19 protein-coding genes are annotated in these 20,839 nt (G+C 74.1%); 9 read left to right on the top strand and 10 right to left on the bottom strand.

Translation table 11 applies throughout. The features are described 5' to 3' along the window. The first annotated feature begins 141 nt into the window (after window positions 1-141). From trxA to ACI79Q_RS05245, 3 genes are all read left to right on the top strand, one after another. Window positions 142-477 (top strand): thioredoxin, encoded by a 336-nt coding sequence (gene trxA / locus ACI79Q_RS05235; RefSeq protein WP_456598882.1) that lies wholly within the window; start codon window positions 142-144, stop codon window positions 475-477. Window positions 478-487: 10 nt separating this feature from the next. Then, a complete protein-coding gene (locus tag ACI79Q_RS05240) occupies window positions 488-1,465 on the top strand; it encodes a M48 family metalloprotease (RefSeq protein WP_456590377.1) in 978 nt (325 codons plus the stop codon). Window positions 1,466-1,581: 116 nt separating this feature from the next. After that, entirely contained in the window at window positions 1,582-2,025 is a 444-nt protein-coding gene (locus tag ACI79Q_RS05245; RefSeq protein WP_456598776.1) for an Hsp20/alpha crystallin family protein, read from the top strand. A gap of 63 nt (window positions 2,026-2,088) precedes the next feature. Here the strand turns inward: ACI79Q_RS05245 and ACI79Q_RS05250 are convergent, their stop codons facing one another. Next, on the bottom strand, window positions 2,089-2,991 hold the full coding sequence (locus ACI79Q_RS05250; RefSeq protein ID WP_456598777.1) for an NAD(P)-dependent oxidoreductase: 903 nt from the start codon (window positions 2,989-2,991) through the stop codon (window positions 2,089-2,091). 374 nt (window positions 2,992-3,365) lie between these two features. Between ACI79Q_RS05250 and ACI79Q_RS05255 the strand changes: the two genes are divergently transcribed. Together ACI79Q_RS05255 and ACI79Q_RS05260 are read left to right on the top strand one after the other, a co-directional pair. Continuing rightward, on the top strand, window positions 3,366-4,127 hold the full coding sequence (locus tag ACI79Q_RS05255; RefSeq protein ID WP_456590374.1) for an alpha/beta fold hydrolase: 762 nt from the start codon (window positions 3,366-3,368) through the stop codon (window positions 4,125-4,127). Beyond that, window positions 4,124-5,470, top strand: a complete 1,347-nt coding sequence (locus ACI79Q_RS05260; protein WP_456614322.1) for a cytochrome P450 — start codon at window positions 4,124-4,126, stop codon at window positions 5,468-5,470. The genes ACI79Q_RS05255 and ACI79Q_RS05260 overlap by 4 nt, the downstream gene beginning before the upstream one ends. Before the next feature lie 41 nt (window positions 5,471-5,511). Here the strand turns inward: ACI79Q_RS05260 and ACI79Q_RS05265 are convergent, their stop codons facing one another. Together ACI79Q_RS05265 and ACI79Q_RS05270 are read right to left on the bottom strand one after the other, a co-directional pair. Continuing rightward, the gene (locus ACI79Q_RS05265) at window positions 5,512-6,915 is read right to left on the bottom strand and encodes a threonine/serine ThrE exporter family protein (protein ID WP_456590372.1); all 1,404 of its coding nucleotides are present in this window, start codon (window positions 6,913-6,915) and stop codon (window positions 5,512-5,514) included. A gap of 295 nt (window positions 6,916-7,210) precedes the next feature. Continuing rightward, window positions 7,211-8,233, bottom strand: a complete 1,023-nt coding sequence (locus ACI79Q_RS05270; RefSeq protein ID WP_456614323.1) for a helix-turn-helix transcriptional regulator — start codon at window positions 8,231-8,233, stop codon at window positions 7,211-7,213. A 101-nt stretch (window positions 8,234-8,334) separates the two neighbouring features. Here ACI79Q_RS05270 and ACI79Q_RS05275 point away from each other — a divergent pair, with 101 nt between their 5' ends. The 4 genes from ACI79Q_RS05275 to ACI79Q_RS05290 all read left to right on the top strand — a co-directional run bounded on the left by ACI79Q_RS05275 (window position 8,335) and on the right by ACI79Q_RS05290 (window position 12,176). Beyond that, complete coding sequence (locus ACI79Q_RS05275; protein WP_456590370.1) at window positions 8,335-8,766, top strand: VOC family protein; 432 nt, start codon at window positions 8,335-8,337, stop codon at window positions 8,764-8,766. 133 nt (window positions 8,767-8,899) lie between these two features. Beyond that, entirely contained in the window at window positions 8,900-9,871 is a 972-nt protein-coding gene (locus ACI79Q_RS05280) for a quinone oxidoreductase family protein (protein WP_456614324.1), read from the top strand. Between the two features lie 200 nt (window positions 9,872-10,071). Further along, window positions 10,072-10,698, top strand: coding sequence for a hypothetical protein (locus ACI79Q_RS05285; RefSeq protein WP_456614325.1), 627 nt, complete (start codon window positions 10,072-10,074; stop codon window positions 10,696-10,698). Beyond that, window positions 10,695-12,176 (top strand): glycosyltransferase family 2 protein, encoded by a 1,482-nt coding sequence (locus tag ACI79Q_RS05290; protein WP_456590367.1) that lies wholly within the window; start codon window positions 10,695-10,697, stop codon window positions 12,174-12,176. The genes ACI79Q_RS05285 and ACI79Q_RS05290 overlap by 4 nt, the downstream gene beginning before the upstream one ends. Before the next feature lie 49 nt (window positions 12,177-12,225). On the opposite strand, the gene ACI79Q_RS05295 is transcribed toward ACI79Q_RS05290, so the two are convergent. The 7 genes from ACI79Q_RS05295 to ACI79Q_RS05325 all read right to left on the bottom strand — a co-directional run bounded on the left by ACI79Q_RS05295 (window position 12,226) and on the right by ACI79Q_RS05325 (window position 20,770). Next, complete coding sequence (locus ACI79Q_RS05295) at window positions 12,226-13,182, bottom strand: VWA domain-containing protein (RefSeq protein ID WP_456590366.1); 957 nt, start codon at window positions 13,180-13,182, stop codon at window positions 12,226-12,228. Next, the gene (locus ACI79Q_RS05300) at window positions 13,179-14,198 is read right to left on the bottom strand and encodes a DUF58 domain-containing protein (RefSeq protein WP_456590365.1); all 1,020 of its coding nucleotides are present in this window, start codon (window positions 14,196-14,198) and stop codon (window positions 13,179-13,181) included. Before ACI79Q_RS05300 ends, ACI79Q_RS05295 begins: the two co-directional genes overlap by 4 nt. Then, on the bottom strand, window positions 14,195-15,481 hold the full coding sequence (locus ACI79Q_RS05305) for an AAA family ATPase (protein ID WP_456614326.1): 1,287 nt from the start codon (window positions 15,479-15,481) through the stop codon (window positions 14,195-14,197). The genes ACI79Q_RS05300 and ACI79Q_RS05305 overlap by 4 nt, the downstream gene beginning before the upstream one ends. 280 nt (window positions 15,482-15,761) lie before the next feature. Continuing rightward, window positions 15,762-17,105 carry an NlpC/P60 family protein gene (locus ACI79Q_RS05310; protein WP_456614327.1) on the bottom strand — a complete coding sequence of 448 codons (1,344 nt, stop codon included), beginning with the start codon at window positions 17,103-17,105 and terminating at the stop codon, window positions 15,762-15,764. Between the two features lie 226 nt (window positions 17,106-17,331). Beyond that, window positions 17,332-18,867: an AMP-binding protein gene (locus ACI79Q_RS05315; RefSeq protein WP_456590362.1), complete on the bottom strand. Its 1,536-nt coding sequence runs from the start codon at window positions 18,865-18,867 to the stop codon at window positions 17,332-17,334. A 161-nt stretch (window positions 18,868-19,028) separates the two neighbouring features. Next, window positions 19,029-19,787, bottom strand: a complete 759-nt coding sequence (locus tag ACI79Q_RS05320) for an SIR2 family NAD-dependent protein deacylase (RefSeq protein WP_456614328.1) — start codon at window positions 19,785-19,787, stop codon at window positions 19,029-19,031. Further along, window positions 19,784-20,770 carry a phosphatase PAP2 family protein gene (locus ACI79Q_RS05325; protein WP_456614329.1) on the bottom strand — a complete coding sequence of 329 codons (987 nt, stop codon included), beginning with the start codon at window positions 20,768-20,770 and terminating at the stop codon, window positions 19,784-19,786. Before ACI79Q_RS05325 ends, ACI79Q_RS05320 begins: the two co-directional genes overlap by 4 nt. Between the last annotated feature and the right edge of the window lie 69 nt (window positions 20,771-20,839).

A 20,839-nucleotide genomic window follows, 5' to 3' on the forward strand; every position in this document is an offset into this window, starting at 1 on the left:
GGGTGTCGGGCCCGGCCCCCCCCCCCCCCCCCCCCCCCCCCCCCCCCCCCCCCCCCCCCCCCCCCCCCCCCCCCCCCCCCCCCCCCCCCCCCCCCCCCCCCCCCCCCCCCCCCCCCCCCCCCCCCCGCCGACCTGCCCTGGCTGGTCGAGGCGGGCGACGCCGACTTCGACGCCGTCGTGACGGAGAGCCCGCTGCCCGTCCTGGTGGACGTCTGGGCGCCGTGGTGCGGGCCCTGCCGCGCCGTCACCCCGGTCGTGGAGCAGCTCGCGCGGGACCGGGCGGGGCGGCTCAAGGTCACGAAGGTCAACGCCGACACCGCGCCCGGCGCGAGCTCCCGTCTCGGGGTGCGCGGCATCCCGACGCTGGCGCTCTTCACCGACGGCCAGGAGCGGTCACGGCTGGTGGGCGCCCAGCCCGCGACCACCATCCAGCGCTGGGTCGACCAGCAGCTGGACTCGACCCAACAGGATCGCTGAAGGAGGACCGATGACGACCATGATGCCGACGCCGCTGCGCCCGGCCGGGATGCCGGATGACCTGCGTCGACGTCGGCCTGCCGAGTACCGCCTCGCGCCGGCTGCCCGGGCCCCGCGGCATCGCGCGCCCCACGCACCGCGGCGGCGGGCCTGGAACGGGGTCAGGACGGCGGTCCTGCTCTCGGGCATGGCCGGGCTGTTGGTGCTGCTCGGGTCGCTCTTCGGCCGGACCGGCGCGGTGATCGGCCTGGTCCTCGGCGTGGCCACGGTCGCCGGGTCCTACTGGTTCTCCGACCGCGTGGCGCTGCGTTCCGCGGGCGCGGTCCCCGTCGGGCCCGCGAGCGCACCGATGCTGCACCGGATCGTGGGAGAGCTCTCCGCCGAGGCGGGGCTGCCGATGCCCCGCCTGTACGTGACGCCGGATCGGCAGCCGAACGCCTTCGCCACCGGACGCGATCCGGCGCATGCGGCGGTCGCCGTGACGCAGGGGCTGCTCGACCTGCTCACACCCGCGGAGCTGCGGGCCGTGCTCGCCCACGAGCTGGCCCACGTCCGGAACCGGGACACACTGCTCACCTCGGTGGCCGCGGCGCTGGCGACCGGTATCAGCTTCGTCGCCCAGCTCGCCGGGTGGTTGCCGTTCGCGGGCAGCTCGGAGGAGGACGAGGCACCCGGCCCACTGGCCGCCCTCGTCGCCTTCCTGGTCGCTCCGCTCGCCGCGCTCCTGCTCCAGCTGGCCCTGTCCCGCAGCCGGGAGTACGAGGCCGACCGCACGGGCGCCTGGCTGTGCCGTGACGGACGATCCCTGGCGACGGCGCTGGCGAAGATCGAGCGGGTGGCGCAGCGCCTGCCCATGGAGGTGCAGCCGGCCCAGGCGCCCAAGTACGTCGTCAACCCGCTGTCGGGCTCCCCTGGCCGATCGTTGTCGGCGCTGTTCATGACGCACCCGCCGACGGCCGAGCGGATCGCCCGGCTGACCGGGTGGTGACGCACCCGGCGGCCGCACGTCGCAGAGATCCCGACCGGACAGGCGGCGGAATCTACAGCGACCGCTACAGGTGCACCCGTACGTAGTGATCGACCAGTCCGAGAGGAGGACGACAGATGACGTTGCCAGTGCTGAATCGGGAGTCGGCTGCGGATCGGTGGGATCCCTTCCGGGAGCTGTTCGAGCTGCACGACCGCCTGGCCAGGGTGTGGGACGCCGACCCTCTCCGCGCCCTGGACCGCTGGGTCCCGTCCGCCGACCTCGAGGAGACCGACGACGCCTACGTCGTCGAGCTGGAGGTGCCGGGCCTCGCCCGTGACGACGTCGACGTCCAGCTCGACGACCGGGTCCTGACCGTCTCCGGGGAGATCCGGGAGAAGAAGCGCACCGGCATCCTGCACCGGCGCACGCGCAAGGTGGGCAAGTTCCACTACGCGGTGTCGCTGCCGGCGGAGGTGGACGACGAACACGTCGAGGCCTCGCTGCGGGACGGCGTCCTGACCATCCGGGTGCCGAAGTCCGCGCGGACCCGCCGTCGCCGCATCGAGATCACGCGCTGATCCGCAGCCGGCCCCGGGCCGCCGACGCAGGACGGGCGACGGAGACCGGCGCGCCGGTGCCGGTCACGTCGCCTGCTGCTGCGTCCGCTGTGTCATCGCGGCGGTCCTCGCCTCGAGGGCGTGGACGACGGCGGCCATGTCCGCCGCCCCGTGCCCCAGCCCTTCCGCCTCCCCGTAGAGGGCATGGCAGACGTCGAGCAGCGGCACGGCGGCCCGGATGCGCCGAGCCGCGCCGGCCACCAGCTCGTTGTTCATCAGGACATCGGTGAGCGCCGCCTGGACGGCGAAGTCCCTCTCGACGAGCTTGGCCGCCTTCACCCTCGACACCTCGCTGGCCATGGGCCCGGCGTCGAGCACCTCACGGAGCTGGTGGATGTCGAGGCCGTGCACGTCGGCGAAGTGGAACGCCTCGGCGAGCCCCGTGACCTGCGTGATCAGGAAGAGGTTGACCGCCAGCTTCATGAGCAGCGCGTTCGGGACATCCCCGCAGACGAACGTGCGGCGGCACATCGGCTCCAGCAGTGGCCGCACGCCCGCGACGACGCCGGCGTCGCCCGCCAGCATGCCGACCAGCTGCCCCGCCTCCGCGGGGAGGCGGGATCCGGACACCGGCGCCTCGACGTACTCCCCGCCCGCCGCGCGGACGTCCGCGCCGAGAGCGGCGGAGTACTCGGGCGACGTCGTCCCCATGGCGACGACCACGCGTCCACCGACAGTAGTGGCGAAGTGCCCCGCACCGCGGCCGAGGACGTCGTCGACGGCGGCCGCGTTCGCCAGCATGAGGATCACGATCCGTGCTCGCCGGAAGACCTCCGCCGGGTCCGCCGCGACCGTGGCACCGGCAGCACGCAGCGGCTCCGTCCGGTCGGGGGAACGGTTCCAGACGACCAGCGGCGTGCCCGCCCGGGCGAGGTTCAGCGCCATCGGCTGACCCATGACACCCAGACCGATGAATCCGACGTCCACACGTCCTCCCCTGCGTCGTCGACCGGCGCCGCACCGCCGCCTGCCGGGCGGCGACCCAGCCCTGGTCACGGAAGGCGTCGGAGACAACGAACCGGGCCCGGTGCTCCACGTCCCCGGCCGCGCCGCCGGCGAGATGGCGTCCCGCTCCGCCTGCTCGCCGTCACCCTGACCTCCCGTGCCGAGGATCACCGAGGTGTGCCGGCGCGGACAAGGGCCAGGTCGGCCACGAAGGGCTGGAGGGCTGCCAGGAGCAGCCGCTTCCCGGCCAGGTGTCTCCGGACGTCGGGCGCGTCCGGAGGCCCGGTGGACATGTGGGCGCCTCAGCGTGCCGCGGTCCCTTGCCTGCTCACCGGCGGCTCGCCAGACTGCCGGCCATGGCACCCCGACCCGTCGTCGTCGGCACCGGTCCTCGGCACGTCCTCGCTCTGCACGGCTGGTTCGGGTCCGCCGCCGGGTGGGGGCCGTTCGCCGAGCTGTTCGACGGCGACCGGTACTCCGTCGCCCTCCTCGACTACCGGGGCTACGGCGCCCGCAGGGGGCAGACCGGTTCCTTCACGCTCGCCGAGATCGCCGCCGACGCCCTGGCCGCGGCCGATGAGCTGGGCTGGTCGGAGTTCGTCGTGATGGGGCATTCGATGGGCGGCACCGCGATGCAGCGTGTGCTGGCCGACGCGCCGGACCGCGTGCAGGGCCTCCTCGGCATCAGCCCGGTCCCCTCCACCGGGGTGCCGTTCGACGACCAGGGCTGGCAGCTGTTCAGCAGCGCCGCCGAGGATCGCGGCAGCCGGTACGCGATCATCGACCTGACCACCGGCAACCGGCTCTCCCCCACCTGGGTCGACCGGATGGTGCAGCACTCGCTCGACCAGTCCGACGTCGCGGCCTTCGGCGGCTACCTCGAGGCGTGGGCGCGCACCGACTTCTCCACCGAGGTGCGCGGCAACCCCGTCCCGGTGCTGGTCGTGGTCGGCGAGCACGACCCGGCCCTGGGCGCGCCCGTCATGCAGCAGACGTTCCTCGAGCAGTACCCGAACGCGGCCCTCGAGGTGCTGCCCAACGCGGGGCACTACGCCATGTTCGAGACGCCGGTCGCGCTGTTCACCTGCGCCGAGCGGTTCCTCGACGGGCTCCCGTGAGCTCCCCCGCGTGGGTCCCCTCGGTCGGGTCAGCGGACACGGTGGCGCTGGTCGACCCGGTCACCTACGAGACCGGCCCGCCGTTCGAGCTGCTGCGTCGGCTGCGGGCCGAGGCGCCCGTCGCCTGGGTGGACGAGCCCGCTCTGCACGGCCAGCCGGCCGGCACCGGGTTCTGGCTGGTCCTGCGGCACGGCGACGTCGAACGCGTGCTGCGCGACCCGGCGACCTACTCCTCCTGGCTCGGCGCCACGCAGGTCAGCGAGGCCCGTGACCTCGAGTGGGTCCGGCAGATGATGCTCAACATGGACCCGCCCGACCACACGCGGCTGCGGCGGCTGCTGACCCGCTCGTTCACCCCACGGGCCGTGGCGGCGCTGACCGACGCGATCGAGGCGACGGCGGCGCGGCTGGTCGACGACATGATCTCCGGCGCCGGCGAGGGCACCTGCGACTTCGCCAAGGACGTCGCGGCCGATCTGCCGTTGCTCGTCCTCGCCGAGGTGCTGGGTGTACCGGCCGAGGACCGCTGGTTGATGTTCGACTGGTCCAACCGGGTCATCGGCTGGCAGGACGCCGACTACGCCACGTCGGCGGCCTTCGACGGCAGCGGGGGCACCGCCATGGCCCGCGAGGCGCTGGCCCTGCGCCCGGCGCCGGCCGAGGACGGGACCATGCCCGATCCGCGGACCCGGGCGGGCATGCCCGACCTGTACGCGTACGCGCGCCTGCTCGCCGAGCAGAAGCGGGAGACGCCCGGTGCCGACGTCATGTCGATCCTGCTGGCGCAGGTCGAGGAGGACGGCGGCCGGCTGACCGACGCGGAGTTCGAGAACATGTTCTGGCTGTTCGCGGTCGCCGGCAACGAAACCCTGCGCAACGGTCTGCCGGGGGGCCTGATCGCGCTGCTGCAGCACCCGGACCAGCTGGCCGCCGTCCGGGCGGACCCCTCGCTGCTCCCCGGCGCGGTCGACGAGATGCTGCGCTGGTGGACGCCGGTGATGGTCTTCCGCCGCACCGCCACGCGGGACGTCGAGCTCGCCGGCACCCGCATCCGAGCCGGGGACAAGGTCGTGGTCTCGTTCACCTCGGCGAACCGGGACGAGGCGGTCTTCCCGGATCCCGACCGGTTCGACGTCCGCCGCGCGCCCAACCCGCACCTTTCCTTCGGGCACGGGCCGCACTTCTGCCTCGGCGGGCAGCTGGCGCGGGCGCAGATGCGGGCGCTCTTCGGTGAGCTGCTGCGCCGCACCGCGGTGCTGGAGCCGGCCGGACCGCCCGCGCTGCTGCGGTCCAGCTTCCAGCGCGGGGTCAAGCGGCTCCCGGTCCGCTGGGTGGCCGCCTGAGGAGGCGATGGCCTCGGCCTGGGCGAGCCGCGCGTCCGACCTCAGGACCCGCTGGTCCCCCGGCGCCGGACCCGTCGGTCGAAGCGGTCCTGGCTGCCGCCCAGCGGCCGGCCGAAGAACCTGCCGAGCACGACGCCGGCGGCGAGGGCCAACCCGATCGCCGCGGCCCCCACGAGCGCGTTCATCCCGCCCGAGACGTCGGCCTCCACGACGACCGCGAAGAGGCCCCGGTAGATCGCGAGCCCGGGCAGCAACGGGACGATGCCGCAGACCGCGAGGAGCAGGGGCGGGATCCGCAGCCGATCGGTCAACGCCCCACCGCAGAAGCCGACGACCACGGCCGCCGCAGCACTCGCCACTGCTGGGCCGGCACCGAACACGGCAGCCGTGGACGCCGTGGTCCACGTCAGCGCGCCGGCCACCGTGGCCACTCCGACGGCGAGCGGGCGGGCGTGCGACGCCACCGCCCAGAACCCGGCCATCCCGGCTGCGGCGGCCACCGCCACGGCGAACGGCACGGTGGACGTCGACGGTTCGAGCACGCGCAGCGGGAACTCCGCCCGCCGCGCCAGATCGAGGACTGCGGCGATACCGACGACGATGCCGGTCGTCAGCATCAGCACCTCGAAGGCCCGCGCCGCGGCGGTGACCGGGAAGCCGCTGATCGCGTCCTCGGCCGCGCCCACGAACGAGAGGCCTGCCAGGAGCACCACGATCCCGGCGGCGACGACCAACGAGGTGCGGACCTCGACCTCCCACGCGAGGAGGAGGACGGCCGCCCCGGTGGCCACCGCAGCTCCGGCCACCTGCTGGAAGAACATCGGGAGCCCACGCCGATCGAGTGCGCGGAGCGTCTGCTCGATGACGGCCGTGGTGACCGCCGCGACGAGCGCCACGAGCCAGCCACCGCCGAGCTGGAAGGCGACGCAGCCCGCCACCCCCGACCAGCCGAGTGCGTGGATGGGCCGACGGTAGGGGTGCGGCGCAGACAGGACGTCGTCCAACCGACGGTGCGCGTCCTTCAGGTCCAGACCCTCCGCCTGGATCGCTGACACCAGGTCGGTGATCCCCTGCAGCCGGGTGTAGTCCAGTCCACGGGGGCGCACGATGCGCATCAGCACGAGCGGGGGCACGTCGTCCGGGTCGTAGCTGATCGTGAGCGACGTGAAGGTGACGTCGACCTGGCAATCGGTCAGTCCGTAGGCCGCCGCCACACGGAGCACCGTGGCGGTCACGTCAGCCGCCGACGCCCCGACCGCCATCATCGACTCGCCGATGCGGAGGGCCAGACCGAGCGCCGAGCGCGCGGTGCCCGCGTCGACCCGGCTGGGCTGGGCGCGCAGTGCGAAGGGCGCCGTCGGCGGGCCGGAGCCGGCGATCGCCTTCCGCGCCTGGTCCGGCAGGCGGGCGATCCGCCACCTGCGGTCCCGGCTCGTGGGGGGCACGACGCCCAGGCTACGGAGTGGTGACGGGGGAACGCGGCCGGCGACGACGGGACGGCTCGTGACCATCCGCACAGGCGGCAGGGCATCGACGCACACCGGTCCGGAGCTCCCACGCCTGACCCTGCGCACCGTGCGGGTGGGAGGCGCTCCGGGTGTCTCGCCTCGCCCTCGACACGGGTTCGCGTCGGCGATCAGCGCACGCCCTGGCCTCACCTGCATGCGAGGCGTGCAGATCACCCGCTTCGGCGGTCCCGAGGTCCTCTTCGTCGACGACGTCCCCCAGCCGAGTCGACGGTCAGGACAGGTCCGGTTCGTCCGGCTTGGTGCCGGCCGGGGCGACCCTGGCGAACCGGGCGGACAGCGTGCGGAAGGCCTCGGCGAGGGCCGGCGGGCTGACAGCGAGGACGTCGGTGTCGTAGCGGGCGACGGCAGCGGCGATGCCGACCCAGGACCAGGCACCGAGCGTGAGCCGGCAGCGGTCGGGGCCCAGTGACTCGACGAGGCCGTCGTGGGCGAACGGTGCCACCCGGGCGGCAGGGAGACCCAGTTCGACGGTGCCGGTGCACGGCCAGGTGTCCACACCGCCGGCGCTGCCCTGGAAGGTCCCGTTCACGAAGGCGGCGAGGTCGCCCCCAGGCAGCACACGTGGGGTGAAGCGTGGGCCGGTCGGGGTGCGGGGGGTGATCCGGTCGCAGCGGTAGGTCCGCCAGTCGGCTCGGTCGAGGTCGAAGGCGACGAGATACCAGCGGCCGTTCCGGGTGACCAGGTGGTGCGGTTCGGCTCTCCGGGGCGGGACGACCTCCTCGCTTACCCCGCCCGCACTCCCACGCGCAGCGGCGTAGTCGAACCGCACGATCTCGCGGGCGCGGATCGCTGCCGTCAGCGCCACCAGCACTGCCGGGTCCACCTCGGCGGTCGCGCCGCGGGCGACAGGGGTGACCTGGACGGCGTCGATCCGGTGCCGCAACCGCGCCGGCATCACCTGGCGGACGGTGGTCAGCGCACGGGCGGCGGCCTCGCTGACACCCGCGCCACTGGTGATGGCCAGTTGCAGGGCGACGGCGAGGGCCACGGCCTGGTCGTCGTCGAACAGCAGCGGCGGCAGGTCGGTGCCGGCGTCGAGGCGGTAGCCACCGTCCGGGCCCTTGAACGCCTGCACGGGATAACCGAGTTCGCGCAGCCGGTCGATGTCGCGGCGCACGGTGCGGGGGTGGACCCCGAGCCGCTCGGCCAGGGTGGCGCCGGGCCAGTCGCGGCGGGCCTGCAGCAGTGACAGCAGGGTCAGCAACCTGGACGAGGTGCCGTTCCTCTCGGGCATGCCCGTCACGTTGGCCACAGTAGAGGACTGAACCTGTCCGCTACCGCTGCCACGCTCCTCTCGTCGCCACCAGGGGGGTGGCGGGACACCGAGGAGCCGACATGAGCATCACCACGACCACGCACCTCAACTTCCGCGGCCAGGCCCGCGAGGCACTGGACTTCTACGCGTCGGTGTTCGGCGGTGAGGTCATGGCCTTCACCTTCGCCCAGGGCGGCGACGAGCGGGACGGCGCCGACGGCGCGGTGGCCGAGCAGGTCAAGTGGGGCGGCGTCCAGGCCCCCAACGGCTTCGCGATCATGGCCTTCGACGTGCCGCCCGCGCGGGCGTACGACCCCGGCACCGACGCCGTCTACGTCTCGGTGCGCGGCACCGACACCGAGGAGATCACCGGGTACTGGAAGGCGCTCACCGAGGGTGGGACCGTCCGCGCGGAGCTCGCCCCCGTCGGCTACGCACCGCTGTACGGGATGGTCACCGACCGCTTCGGCGTGACCTGGGTCCTCGACGTCCTCCCGCCCTACGAGGCCTGATCGCCACGCCGGGGGCAGGGGGCCGTCGGCCTCCTCCCCCGGCATCCCGCTGCACGGCCTGCCCCGGATCGGGCGCAGAAGGCCGACCCGGTCGCCGCGTTCTCCCGAGTGGTGGCTGCTCTAGCCTCCGACCATGCGCGCTGTGCAGATCACCGAATTCGGTGGCCCCGAGGTCCTGAACGTCGTCGACGTCCCCGAGCCGGAGGCCGGTCCCGGGCAGAAGCTCTACGACGTCTCCGCCGCCGGCGTGAACTACGCCGACACCCACCAGATCGAGAACTCCTACCTGGCCGCCCAGCAGCTGCCGTTGGTGCCGGGCGCGGAGTTCGTCGGCACCCCGGTCGGGGGCGGGCAGCGGGTGGTCGGGCTGCTCGACGGCGGCGGTTACGCCGAGAAGGCCGTGGCGAACGACGTCCTCACCTGGCCCGTGCCCGACGCCGTCAGCGACGAGCAGGCCCTCTCGCTGGTCCTCCAGGGGACGACCGCCTGGCACCTGCTGCGCACCAGCGCGCACCTGGCCGAGGGCGAGTCCGTCGTCGTCATCGCCGGCGCCGGCGGCGTCGGCTCGCTCGCCGTCCAGCTCGCCCGCCGGTGGGGCGCCGGCCGGGTGATCGCTACCGCCTCCAGCGCGGAGAAGCGGCAGCTCGCCGAGGAGCTCGGCGCGCACGCCACCGTCGACCCGGCCCTCGCCGACGACGACCCCAAGCAGTTCACCGGCGCGCTGCGCGAGGCCAACGGCGGCAGGCCGGTCGACATCGTGCTCGAGATGACCGGCGGCAACGTGTTCACCGGCTCGCTGTCGGCCCTGGCGCCGTTCGGCCGGCTGGTCACCTACGGCATGGCCGCCCGGCAGGAGACGCCCGTGGTGCCCCCCGGCGCGCTGATGCAGAAGAGCCGCGCGGTCATCGGCTTCTGGCTGGCCCACTGCATGGCGCGCCCGCAGATGCTCGACGCCGCGATGAACGACCTGCTGGCCATGACGGCCGACGGTTCGCTGAAGCCGGTCGTCGGCGGGCGCTACCCGCTGTCCGCCGTCCGCGAGGCGCACCAGGACCTGCTCGCCCGCCGCACCACCGGCAAGCTCGTCCTCGACCCCTCCCGCTGAACTGGCCGGTCACCCTCCCGGCGTTTCCACCGGGAGGGTGACCCAGCATCACCCGGAGGGCGGACGCCGTTCGTCCTTTCGGGCACGAGCGGCTCTCCTCCCGGTTTCGCTCCCTACTGTCCGTGACGGACGCAGCCGGGGGGACGAGCGCCACCGATCGACCCTCCGCGCGGTCATCCGACTGACCACGGGGGGAAACCATGGGACGACGCACGCTCCGGTCCGGCGCCGCCGCGACCGGCGTGACCATCGCGCTGCTGGCCGGGACGACGGGGTGCACCTTCCCCGACGTCTCGATGAGCCCGGGCCTCTCCGGAGGGGACGCCGCCGCGGTGGCGACGCCCGCGGTGGACGACGGCACCGAGGCCGCCGAGCCGCAGGAGCCCGTGCGCCCCGCCGGCGACCTGGACACCGGCTCGGTGACGCACACCGTCGCCGCCGGCGACCGGACAGTCGTCATCGACTACTGGACCGAGCAGGACGCGGCGTCCTGGACCGCCTCGGATGCGAAGACCGTGCAGCTGGCCGCGCACGTCGAGGGCGGCAGCACCACGGTGACCGTGCTGGTCACCCGCTTCGCGGCGACCACCGACGACGGCATCCAGCGCACCGTGGCCGCCGAGGACCGCGGCGAGTTCGCCCTGACACCGCCGTTCACCTACGCCACCGCCTTCACGCTGCCCGACGTCTCGGCCACGGCGACGACCGTGACCCTCTCCGTCCAGTTCGACCTGCTGGTCGAGACCACGCCCGACTCCGGGCGTTACTTCCGCCAGACCGTGCTCGACCAGCTCGAGCTCCCGCTACTCGAGGAGGACTCGCTGTGACCGAGGTGGTCCTGCACGGCATGCGCCGTGCCACCGACCGCGTCCACCTGCTGGCCCGCAGCGGTCAGGAGATCGTCGACGTCAGCTCGCTCGTGCCCGACGAGTTCGGCGGCGGCCAGGCCCACCACGAGCGCCGGCACGCCACCATCAGCTGCATCATCCCGGCCTACAACGAAGAGGCGACGATCTCCGACGTCCTCACCTCGCTGCTGTCGCAGACCCGGCCGCCGGACGCCATCCACGTCATCATCAACAACACCGACGACGACACCCCCGAGATCGCCCGGGAGTACGCCGGCGAGCACCTGAGGGTGGTGAAGGGCGAGGCCTTCCACACCGTCGTGCACGTGCACGACATCGGCGAGAACCCCGACAAGAAGGTCGGCGCCCTCAACTACGGCTACTACGTCAGCCGCGGCCACGACTACATCCTCGGCGTCGACGGCGACACCACGCTGGACCGCCGGTGCGTGGAGTGGCTGGAGAAGGAGATGGTCACCGACCCGCGCATCGGTGGGCTGTCGGCGATCTACACCTTCGACAAGTCCCGGGTGAAGGGCGCGATGGCGCGCTTCCTGGTCGCCGGCCAGCGCGCCCAGTTCGCCGGCTTCAACATGGACAACCTGGTCCGCGGCCGGAACATGGCCGTCCTCGGCGGGCAGTGCAGCCTCTTCAGCGTCCGCGCCCTCGAGACGGTCATGTACCGCAACCACCAGGCCGCACCCTGGGTGCGCGACTCGGAGGTCGAGGACTCCAAGCTGTCGCTGCAGATCAAGGACGCCGGCTTCAGCACCAAGATCAGCGCGCACGCCCGGGCGTTCGTCGGGCCGATGACCACGCTGCGGGCGCTGCACGGCCAGCAGGTGAAGTGGAACTTCGGTGGCATCGACCTGCTGTGGCCCGGTCAGCGGGGCGACACCAAGGGGCAGCCGCTGCACCCGAACCTGCGGCTGCGCTGGTACGAGAACGTCTCGATGGTGTTCAACATCGGCACCCGCATGTCGTTCCTGCTGCTGCTCGCGGCGGCGCTGTCGATCGACGCGTTCGTGTTCAACCCGGTGTGGCTGATCCCGCCGATCGTCGCAACCTTGCTGAACCTGCGGATCGCCGCTTCCATGCACGACAAGAGCGCCTCGGACATCTTCTACGCGCTGCTGTTCGCCCCCGCCGAGCTGTACATGTGGATCCGCATGGGCCACTTCATGAGCGCGTGGGTGCAGTTCTTCGCCCGCGTGGAGAAGGACAACTGGGCCGCCCAGGCCGCCGCCGAGCGCGGCCGCGGATCCGCTTACGTGATGCCGGCGCTGTGCGCGGCGGCCACGTTCGCCGTCCTGATCTTCGCCTGGAGCCAGCAGACCATCGCCGTCCAGTCGGCGATCCTCTCGATCGGCTGGCCCGTCCTCTACCTGGTGACGGTCCTGCAGACGCTGTTCATGCTGAAGAAGCTGGTCCGCCGCCAGCGGGGCTTCTCGGTCTGAGGGAGCGCCCCGTCCCCGCGCGGGCAACGCGTCGGGACGGGGCCTCCGCTCACACCAGGCGGTTGGTCCAGAACAGGCTGAGGACGGCGCCGAGCAGCACGACCAGCACGCCGGCCCGCACGAACCAGGGGCTGATGTCCTTGGGCTCGGTGGTGTAGCCGATCTGGCTGCCCAGGTCGCTGTAGACCTCCTCCAGCTCCTCGACGCTGGCGGCCTCGCTGAAGCTGCCGCCCGTCTCGTCGGCGATCCGCTCCAGCGCCGCCCGGTCCACCGGCACCGGCACCCGCTCGCCGTCGATGTCGAGGGTGCCGTAGTCGGTGCCGAAGGCGATCGTGGAGACGGGCACCCCCGCGGCGCGGGCCGCCTCGATGGCCTGCGAGTCGTCGCGGCCGACGGTGGTGGTGCCGTCGGACAGCAGCACGATGCGCGCCGGTGGGGGTTCCTCGCCGCTGGTCTCCAGGGACGCCTGGAAGTTCTGGATCGCCGCCAGCGAGGTGAAGATCGCCTCGCCGATGGCCGTGGCCTCGGCGAGCTCCAGGTTCTCGATGGCGATGGCCACCTGCCCCCGATCGGTGGTGGGCGGCACCACCGTCGTCGCGGTGCCGGCGAAGGTCACCAGACCCAGGTTGATCCGCTCGGGCAGCACGTCGACGAACTCGGTGGCGGCCCGCTGCATCGCCCGGAACCGCGTCGGCTCGACGTCCTCCGCCTCCATGGACAGGGAGACGTCGACGGCCATGATCACGGTCGCCCGCTCCCGTGGCACCTGCACCTCGGTGCTCGGCACCGCGAGGGAGACGACGAGGGTCGCCAGGCCCAGGGCGACCAGCCCGAACGCCAGGTGCCGCTTCCAGCCGGGCCGCTTCGGGACCAGCGAACTCAGCAGCGAGACGTTGGTGAAACGGGCCGCGTACGCCTTGCGCCGCAGCTGCAGCACCACGTAGACCGCCACCAGCGCGGCGACCACGAGCAGGGCCAGCAGCCACCACGGTGACTGGAAGGTCATCGGGAGGCCCCTCCGCTGCCGGCACGCCGGCGGTCGGCGACGAAGCGGACGACGTCCATGAGCCAGTCACGGTCGGTCCGCAGTTGCAGGTGGCCGGCCCCGGCCCGGCGCAGCGCCGCGGCCACGCCGGCCCGTTGGGCGGCGGCGCCCTCGGCGTACCGGGCGCGGAACTCGGCGTCGCCGGTCGGCACCTCGAGGGTCTGACCGGTCTCGGGGTCCACGACGGTGAGCAGCCCCACGTCGGGCAGCTCCAGCTCGCGCGGGTCGAGGACCTCCACGGCCAGCAGGTCGTGCCGGGTGCCCAGCGCCCGCAGCGGGCGCTCCCAGTCGCTGTCGCCCAGGAAGTCGGAGATCACCACGACCAGGCCCCGCCGGCGCGGCGGGCGGCGCAGCGTCTCCAGCGCCACGGCCAGGTCGCCGCGGCGGCCGCTGCCCGCCCGCGGCGTGGCCACCACCGAGCGGAGCAGCCGCTCGGCAGCCAGCCGGCCCGGCATCGCCGGGTACCGGTCCACCCGCTCCCCCGTGGTGACGACCGCGCCCAGCCGGTTGCCGCCGTGCACCGTGAGGTGCCCGACCGCGGCCAGCCCGGCGATCGCGAGGTCGCGCTTCTGGCAGTTCGCGGTGCCGAAGTCCAGGCTGGCCGAGAGGTCGACCACCGCCCAGGTCTCCAGCTCGCGGTCGGCGATCGTCTCCCGGACGTGCGCCACCTGGGTGCGGGCGGTCACCGGCCAGTCCATGCGGCGCACGTCGTCGCCGGGGTGGTAGGTCCGGGAGTCACCGGCCTCGCTGCCCGAACCGGGGACCAGCCCCAGGTGGTCGCCCTGCAGCAGGCCGTCGAGCCGGCGGCGCACGGTGAGCTCCAGCCGGCGCAGCAGCACGTCGGCCGGCCCGTCGGTGAAGCGCGGCGGCGCCCCGTCGTCCCCGCTTCCCGAGCCGGGCGCCGCCGGGTGCAGCAGCAGCCCCGGGTGCTCGGGCGCGACCGACGACGGCTCCTCCCGGCGACGGCGGCCGATCACGTCCGCTGCGACCCGGGCGTGGCGCCGTTGCCGCCGTGCTGCGACGCGGCCGCACCGCCGTGATCACCGTGCGGCTGCTGCCCGGGCCCCTGGGGCCCCGGGCCGTACTGCGGCCCGCCCGGCGCCTGCGGGCCGTGCTGACCCCACGGCGCCCCCTGCGGCATGCCCTGCGGTGGCCCGAAGAACGGCCCGCCCGGGCCCGGCGGCACCGACGGCCCGCCCGGCGCACCCGGTCCGCCACCCGAGGCGCCCTGCCGGGGCGCCACCTGCGGCAGCGGGACCGTCTGCACGATCCGCTTGACGATGTGGTCGGCCGGCACGCCGTCGGCCAGCGCGTCGTAGGACAGCACCAGGCGGTGGCGGAGGACGTCGGCGGTGACGTCGAGGACGTCCTGCGGGAGCACGTAGTCCCGGCCGCGCACCAGCGCCAGGGCCCGGCTGGCCGCGATGAGCCCGAGCGAGGCGCGCGGGCTCGCGCCGTAGGACACCCACGTGGCGACGTCGTCCATGCCGTGCTCCCGCGGCGCCCGGGTCGCCACCACCAGGCGGACGACGTAGTCGACGAGGGCGTGGTGCACGAACACCTCGGAGGCCGTGCGCTGCAGCCGGCGCAGCTCGTCGGGGCCGAGCACCGTCTCCGGCACCGGGGGCCGGGAGCCCATCCGGTAGATGATCTCGCGCTCCTCCTCGGTGCTGGGGTAGTCCACCAGCACCTTCATGAGGAACCGGTCGCGCTGCGCCTCGGGCAGCGGGTAGACGCCCTCGGACTCGATCGGGTTCTGGGTCGCCAGCACCAGGAAGGGGTCGGGCAGCGGGTGGGTGACACCGCCGATGGAGACCTGCCGCTCGGCCATGACCTCCAGCAGCGCCGACTGCACCTTCGCCGGCGCCCGGTTGATCTCGTCGGTGAGCAGGAAGTTGGCGAACACCGGGCCGAGCTCGGTGTCGAACGTGTCCTGGCCGGCCTTGTAGATGCGCGTGCCGATGATGTCGGCCGGCACCAGGTCGGGGGTGAACTGCAGGCGGGAGAAGGTGCCGCCCACGACGGTCGCCAGCGTCTCGACGGCGAGGGTCTTGGCGACGCCGGGCACGCCCTCGAGCAGCACGTGCCCCCGCGCCAGCAGCGCGACCAGCATCCGCTCCACCAGCCGGTCCTGCCCGACGATGACGCGCTTGATCTCGAACAGCACCCGCTCCAGGCGGGCGGCGTCGACCGACGGCGGCACCGGCGCCTGCGGGGAGGTGGGCAGGCTCTCGGTCGGTGTGCTGGCAGCGCTGGACACGTGGCTCCCTGGTCGGCCGGGCCGCGACCACCCGACTCGGGCAGGCCGTCGACGGGGCGCGGTGTCGTCCCGGCCCCCGCCCAGTGTCCTACACCGGCGGGGCGGGCCGCCGGAACGCCGACAGCCGCCCACGGGCCGCTGTCGCACCGCCGCAGGCGGGGCGCGCAACTCCCTGCCCGGCGACCGCGCGGACTGCTAGCCTGACCGTGCGTCGGGCAGCTCCCCCCGTGGCTGCCCGACGCCTTTCTCGGCCTCGTGCCCGGTCCCCGCCGGCGGCGGCTCAGGCGCTCGGTCGCACCGCGCCGAAGTACGTGCTGCTCGAGGTGCGTGCTGCCGCGATGGTCACGTGCTTCCCGCGGTCCGGCGCCTCGATCACCTGCCCGCCGCCGATGTAGATCGCCACGTGGGTGATCGACATGTAGTCGCTCCGGTCCCCGCCCCAGAAGAGCAGGTCACCGGGCTGCAGATCGGCGAGCGCCACCTGCTTGGTGCGGTTGAGCCACCACTGGTCCCGGCTGGTCCCGCCGATGGCGATGCCGGCCCGGGCGTAGGCGTACTGGGTGAGGCCGGAGCAGTCGAAGCCGAAGATCGCGGTGTCCGGCGCGATCCCGTTGCTCGGGCCGTTGCTCCCGCCGCCACCCCACGAGTAGGGCACACCGAGCTGGGAGCGCGCCGCGGCGATGGCCACCGCGGCCGCCGACGCCGACGGGGCACCGGCCGAGCCGCCCGGGGAGCGAACGGGCGACGGGCCGGACGGCGCAGGGGTGGCCACCGGCGGCGTGGGGGTGGCCACCGGCGGGGCGTGGGTGGCCCGCGGCGCCGGCGCGGGGGCGCGAGCGGCGGAGTCCTGCGCGGTGGCCTCCCTCGCGGAGGCGGCCTGCGCTGCGGCTCGAGCCCCCTCCAGGCCGTAGAGGATCTGCTGCGCCTGCTGGAGCTCGACCTGGAGCTGGTCCTCCTGGGCGTCCAGCGCGTCGGCCTGGCGGCGGGCCGACACCTCCTGGGACTGCGCGCTCGCCAGCAGGCCGGCCGCCTGCTGCTGGACTGCGGCGGCCTGCGCCGCGGTCTCGTCGGCGACCTCGCGGGCGCCCGCCGCCTGCACCTCCAGGACCGTCAGCTCGGCGACGACCTCCGTGCGGTTGGCGCCCGCGGCTTCCAGCAGCGCCGAACGCTCGATGAGCTCGGCCGGACCGCTCGAGCTGAGCAGCGCGGTGATGCCCGGAGAGGTGGAGCCCTGCATGTAGCTGGCCCGCGCGAAGGAGGCGACGTCGTCGCGTCCCTGCTGCAGGTCGGCGGCTGCCCGGGCCGCCGCGGCGGCCGCGGCGTCGGCGGCGTTCCTGGCCGCGTCGTACGCCGCCTGCTTGTCCTCGTAGTCCTGCAGCGCGATCAGCGCCCCCTGGTGGGCGGCCTCGACCTCGGCCCGCGCCTGCGCCAGCTGGGCGCCGATCTCCCCGACCCGGGTGGCGGCATCGGCCTTCGCCCGCTCCGCCGCGCTCAGCTCGACGGCGCTGGGCGACCGCGGCGCGGCGCCGGCCGACGACGGGGTCAGGCCGATCGCCACGGCGGCGACGAGCAGCGCGACCGCCGCGCGCAGCGCTGTCCGGCCGTTGCCGCGCCCGCCCCTCACGCACGGGGAACCGGTACCACCGTCCCGCACCGTGCCCATCCGCGTCCCGCTGCCCACGACCTGCCTCTTCCCGACGTCCGCGGGACGCCCGGACGGGCGCCCCGTGGAGGCATCGGACGGCACCGCAGCACCGTTGAGGAGGTCTCACCCGCACGGGTGAGAACACCCGAGCGGGTGACGACGGCCCCGCGCTCGGGCCCGCGCGGCGCGGGCCCGAGCGTTGCGCTCAGTTCACCCGGCGCTCGGCACCGGCCCAGAAGTCCTCGCGCAGCTTGAACTTCTGGATCTTGCCGGTTGCGGTGCGGGCCAGCTCGTCGCGGAACTCCACCCGCTTCGGCGCCTTGTACCCCGCGAGCCGGGCCTTGCAGTGGGCGATGATGTCGGCCTCGGTGGCCTGCTCCCCCTCGGCGAGCACCACGATCGCGGTCACCATCTCCCCCCACTTGTCGTCGGGGATCCCGATGACGGCGACCTCGGCCACCGCCGGGTGGCTGAAGACGACGTCCTCCACCTCGATCGAGGAGACGTTCTCCCCGCCGGTGATGATCACGTCCTTCTTGCGGTCGGAGATGATGACGTAGCCCTCGTCGTCGATGCTGCCGCCGTCCCCGGTGTGGAACCAGCCGCCCTCGAGCGCCTCCGCCGAGGCGTCGGGGTTCTCCCAGTAACCGGCCAGCACGGTGTTGCTGCGCGCCAGCACCTCACCGCTGTCGCTCACCGCCATCCGGGTCCCGATCGACGGCACGCCGGCGCGCGACAGCCGCTTGGCCCGCTCCTCGGGGTCCAGCCCGTCGTACTCGGCGCGTGGCCGGTTGATGGTGAGCAGCGGCGCGGTCTCGGTCAGGCCGTAGATCTGGTTGAACTCCCAGCCCAGCTCGGCCTCGACGCGGGCGATCGTCCGCGACGGCGGCGGCGCCCCGGCGACGATGATCCGCACCCGGTCGCGCCCGGGCACCTCGCCGTCCCAGTCGGCGGCGGCCTCCAGGACGGCGTTCCAGACCGCCGGGGCCCCGGCCATGATCGTCACGCCGTGCTGCTCCACCCGGCGCAGGATCTCGGCGCCGTCGACCTTCCGCAGCACCACCTGGCGGGCGCCGACCCCGGCCATGGCGTACGGCAGGCCCCAGCCGTTGCAGTGGAACATCGGCAGGGTGTGCATGTAGACGTCGCGGTCGCTGATCTGCATGTGCATGCCGAAGGTGACCGCGTTGACCCAGATGTTGCGGTGGGTCATCTGCACACCCTTGGGGCGGGCGGTGGTGCCGCTGGTGTAGTTGATCGTCGCCGTCGCGTCCTCGTCCGGCTCCGACCACGGCCGCGGCTCGCGGTCGAAGCGCAGCAGCTGCTCGTACTCCTCCCCCGTGCCGAACCGGTGCTCGGCGCGCACCCCCTTGAGCGACGTCTCCAGCTCCGGGTCGACCAGCAGCACCCGCGCACCGGAGTGCCCGACGATGTACTCGACCTCCTCGGGCTGCAGCCGGAAGTTGATCGGCACCGCGACCCGGCCCGACGACGGCACCGCCAGCAGCACCTCGAGCAGGCGGGCGGCGTTGTGGCTGACGATCGCCACCCGCTCCCCCTCGGCGATGCCCAGCCCGTCGAGCCCCGCCTGCAGGGCGCGGCCCCGCCGGGCCACCTCGCGGTAGGAGACCTCGCCCAGCGACGGCGCGGGCTGCGCCGGCTCGTCGACGATGCCGACGCGGTCGCCGTAGACCAGCTCGGCGCGGTCGAGGAAGTCGCGACTGGTGAGGGGCACGCGCATGCCGGCTCCCGGGGTGCAGGGCCGGAGCAGGCCGGCCGGTCCAACGTGGTCCCCGTCACGTTATCCGTCGGCAGGGAGGACGACGAGCGGTCGCCGTCGACGATCAGGCGACCTGATCGTGGAGCGTCCTCCCGCACCGTGCACCGCGAGGGAGGACGCCGTCAGCCGGCCGCGACCAGCCTCGGCAGCGCCGTCCCGATCGGCTCGCGGACGACGAGATCGGCGACGTCGTCGTACGGCGTGGGCTCCGCGTTGACCACCACCACGCGGGCCCCGTGCCGCACGGCGACGTCGACCAGCCCCGCCGCCGGGTGCACCTGCAGCGAGGTCCCGACCGCGAGGAACACGTCGCAGTCACCGGCGGCCGCCACCGCGGCGTCGACCACCGCCGGCTCCAGCAGCTGCCCGAAGCTGATCGTCGCCGACTTCAGGATGCCGCCGCACGACCGGCAGGGCGGATCGGCCTCCCCCGCGGCCACCCGGTCCAGCGCCTCCTGCATCGTCGTGCGTTCGCGGCAGCCCAGGCACTCGACCTCGTGGACGGTGCCGTGGATTTCCACCACCCGGGCCGGGTCCGAGCCCGCCGCCTGGTGCAGCCCGTCGACGTTCTGGGTGACCAGGGTGCGCAGCCGGCCCTGCCGCTCGAGGTCGACCAGCGCAGCGTGCCCGGCGTTGGGGCGCACGTCGAGCGCGCCCATGTCCCGCCGCATCAGCCAGGCCCGGCGCCGGATGTCGGGATCGGCCACGTAGTACGACAGCGTCACCAGCTTCTCCGCGTCCGGATCGCGCGTCCAGACGCCGTTCGGGCCCCGGTAGTCGGGGATGCCGCTGTCGGTGGAGATGCCCGCGCCGGTGAGGACGGTGATCCGGGAGGCGGCGGTCAGCCAGCCGGGCAGGGGTTCGGGGACGACGTCGGTCACGCCCGCAACGGTAGGGCCGCACGACCGGCGCCCGCGCGCACCAGCCGCCCGGCCGGGGGCGCCAGCAGCACGACGGCGCAGGCGTAGGCGGCCCCGAGGAGCGTGTCGACGACGTAGTGCTCCCCGGACCACACCAGGACCACCGGCATGAGCACGGCGTAGGCCACCAGGCCGGACCGCTGCCAGGCGTGCTGGGCCGAGGACATCAGCACGACGCACATGAGGACGGCGAAGGCGGTGTGCAACGAGGGGACCGCGGCGACGAGGTTGACCTGCCCCTGGCCGGTGTCCAGCAGCACCCCGGCGCGGGGCAACCCGAGGACGGCCCAGCCGGCGCTGCTGATCCGCTCGACCGGCTCGATCACCCCCTGCTTGGCGGCCAGCCAGGGCGGGGCGGCCGGGTAGAGGACGTAGGTCACGAGCCCGGCGAGGGACAGCGCCACGACCAGGCGGGCGCAGCGCACCCAGCGCTCGCGGTCGCGCAGCCACAGCACCGCCAGGACCACGGGGGTGAGGACGAAGTGGCTGCTGTAGACCAGCGTCGCCAGGGCCTTCCACCAGTCGGCCTGCACGTGCTCCTGCAGCCACACGGTGGGCAGCACCCCGCCGGTCAGCCACCGGTCCGCGTCGGCCACCTCACGGACGTGCACCGGCATGCCGAGCCCGTCGGCCAGCCCCCGGGTCGCGTCGTACGCCAGCAGCACCGCAACCAGCGGCAGCCAGTCCACCAGCAGCCGCACCAGGCGGCGCCAGCCCTGGGTGACCGAGGTGACGGCCAGCCCGGCCAGCACCCAGCCCAGGAGGACCACGCGGTCGGTGGGCAGGCCGCGCACGGCGCAGGTGAGCACGAACGCCAGCAGCAGGCCCGCCCAGAGAACGGCGGCGACCAGGCGGGCGCGGCCCGAGGCCCCGGCGACCGCGGTCGTCGGCACCGCTGTCGGGGCCGCCGCGAGGGCGGGTGCTGCTGGGTCGACCGCGGTCATGGCGCGGCACGCTAATCGCGCGGACCGGCCGGGAGCAGGCGGCCGCGAACGGCACGCCGTCCGCCCGGG

It is taken from the genome of Blastococcus sp. SYSU DS0828 (assembly GCF_054050975.1).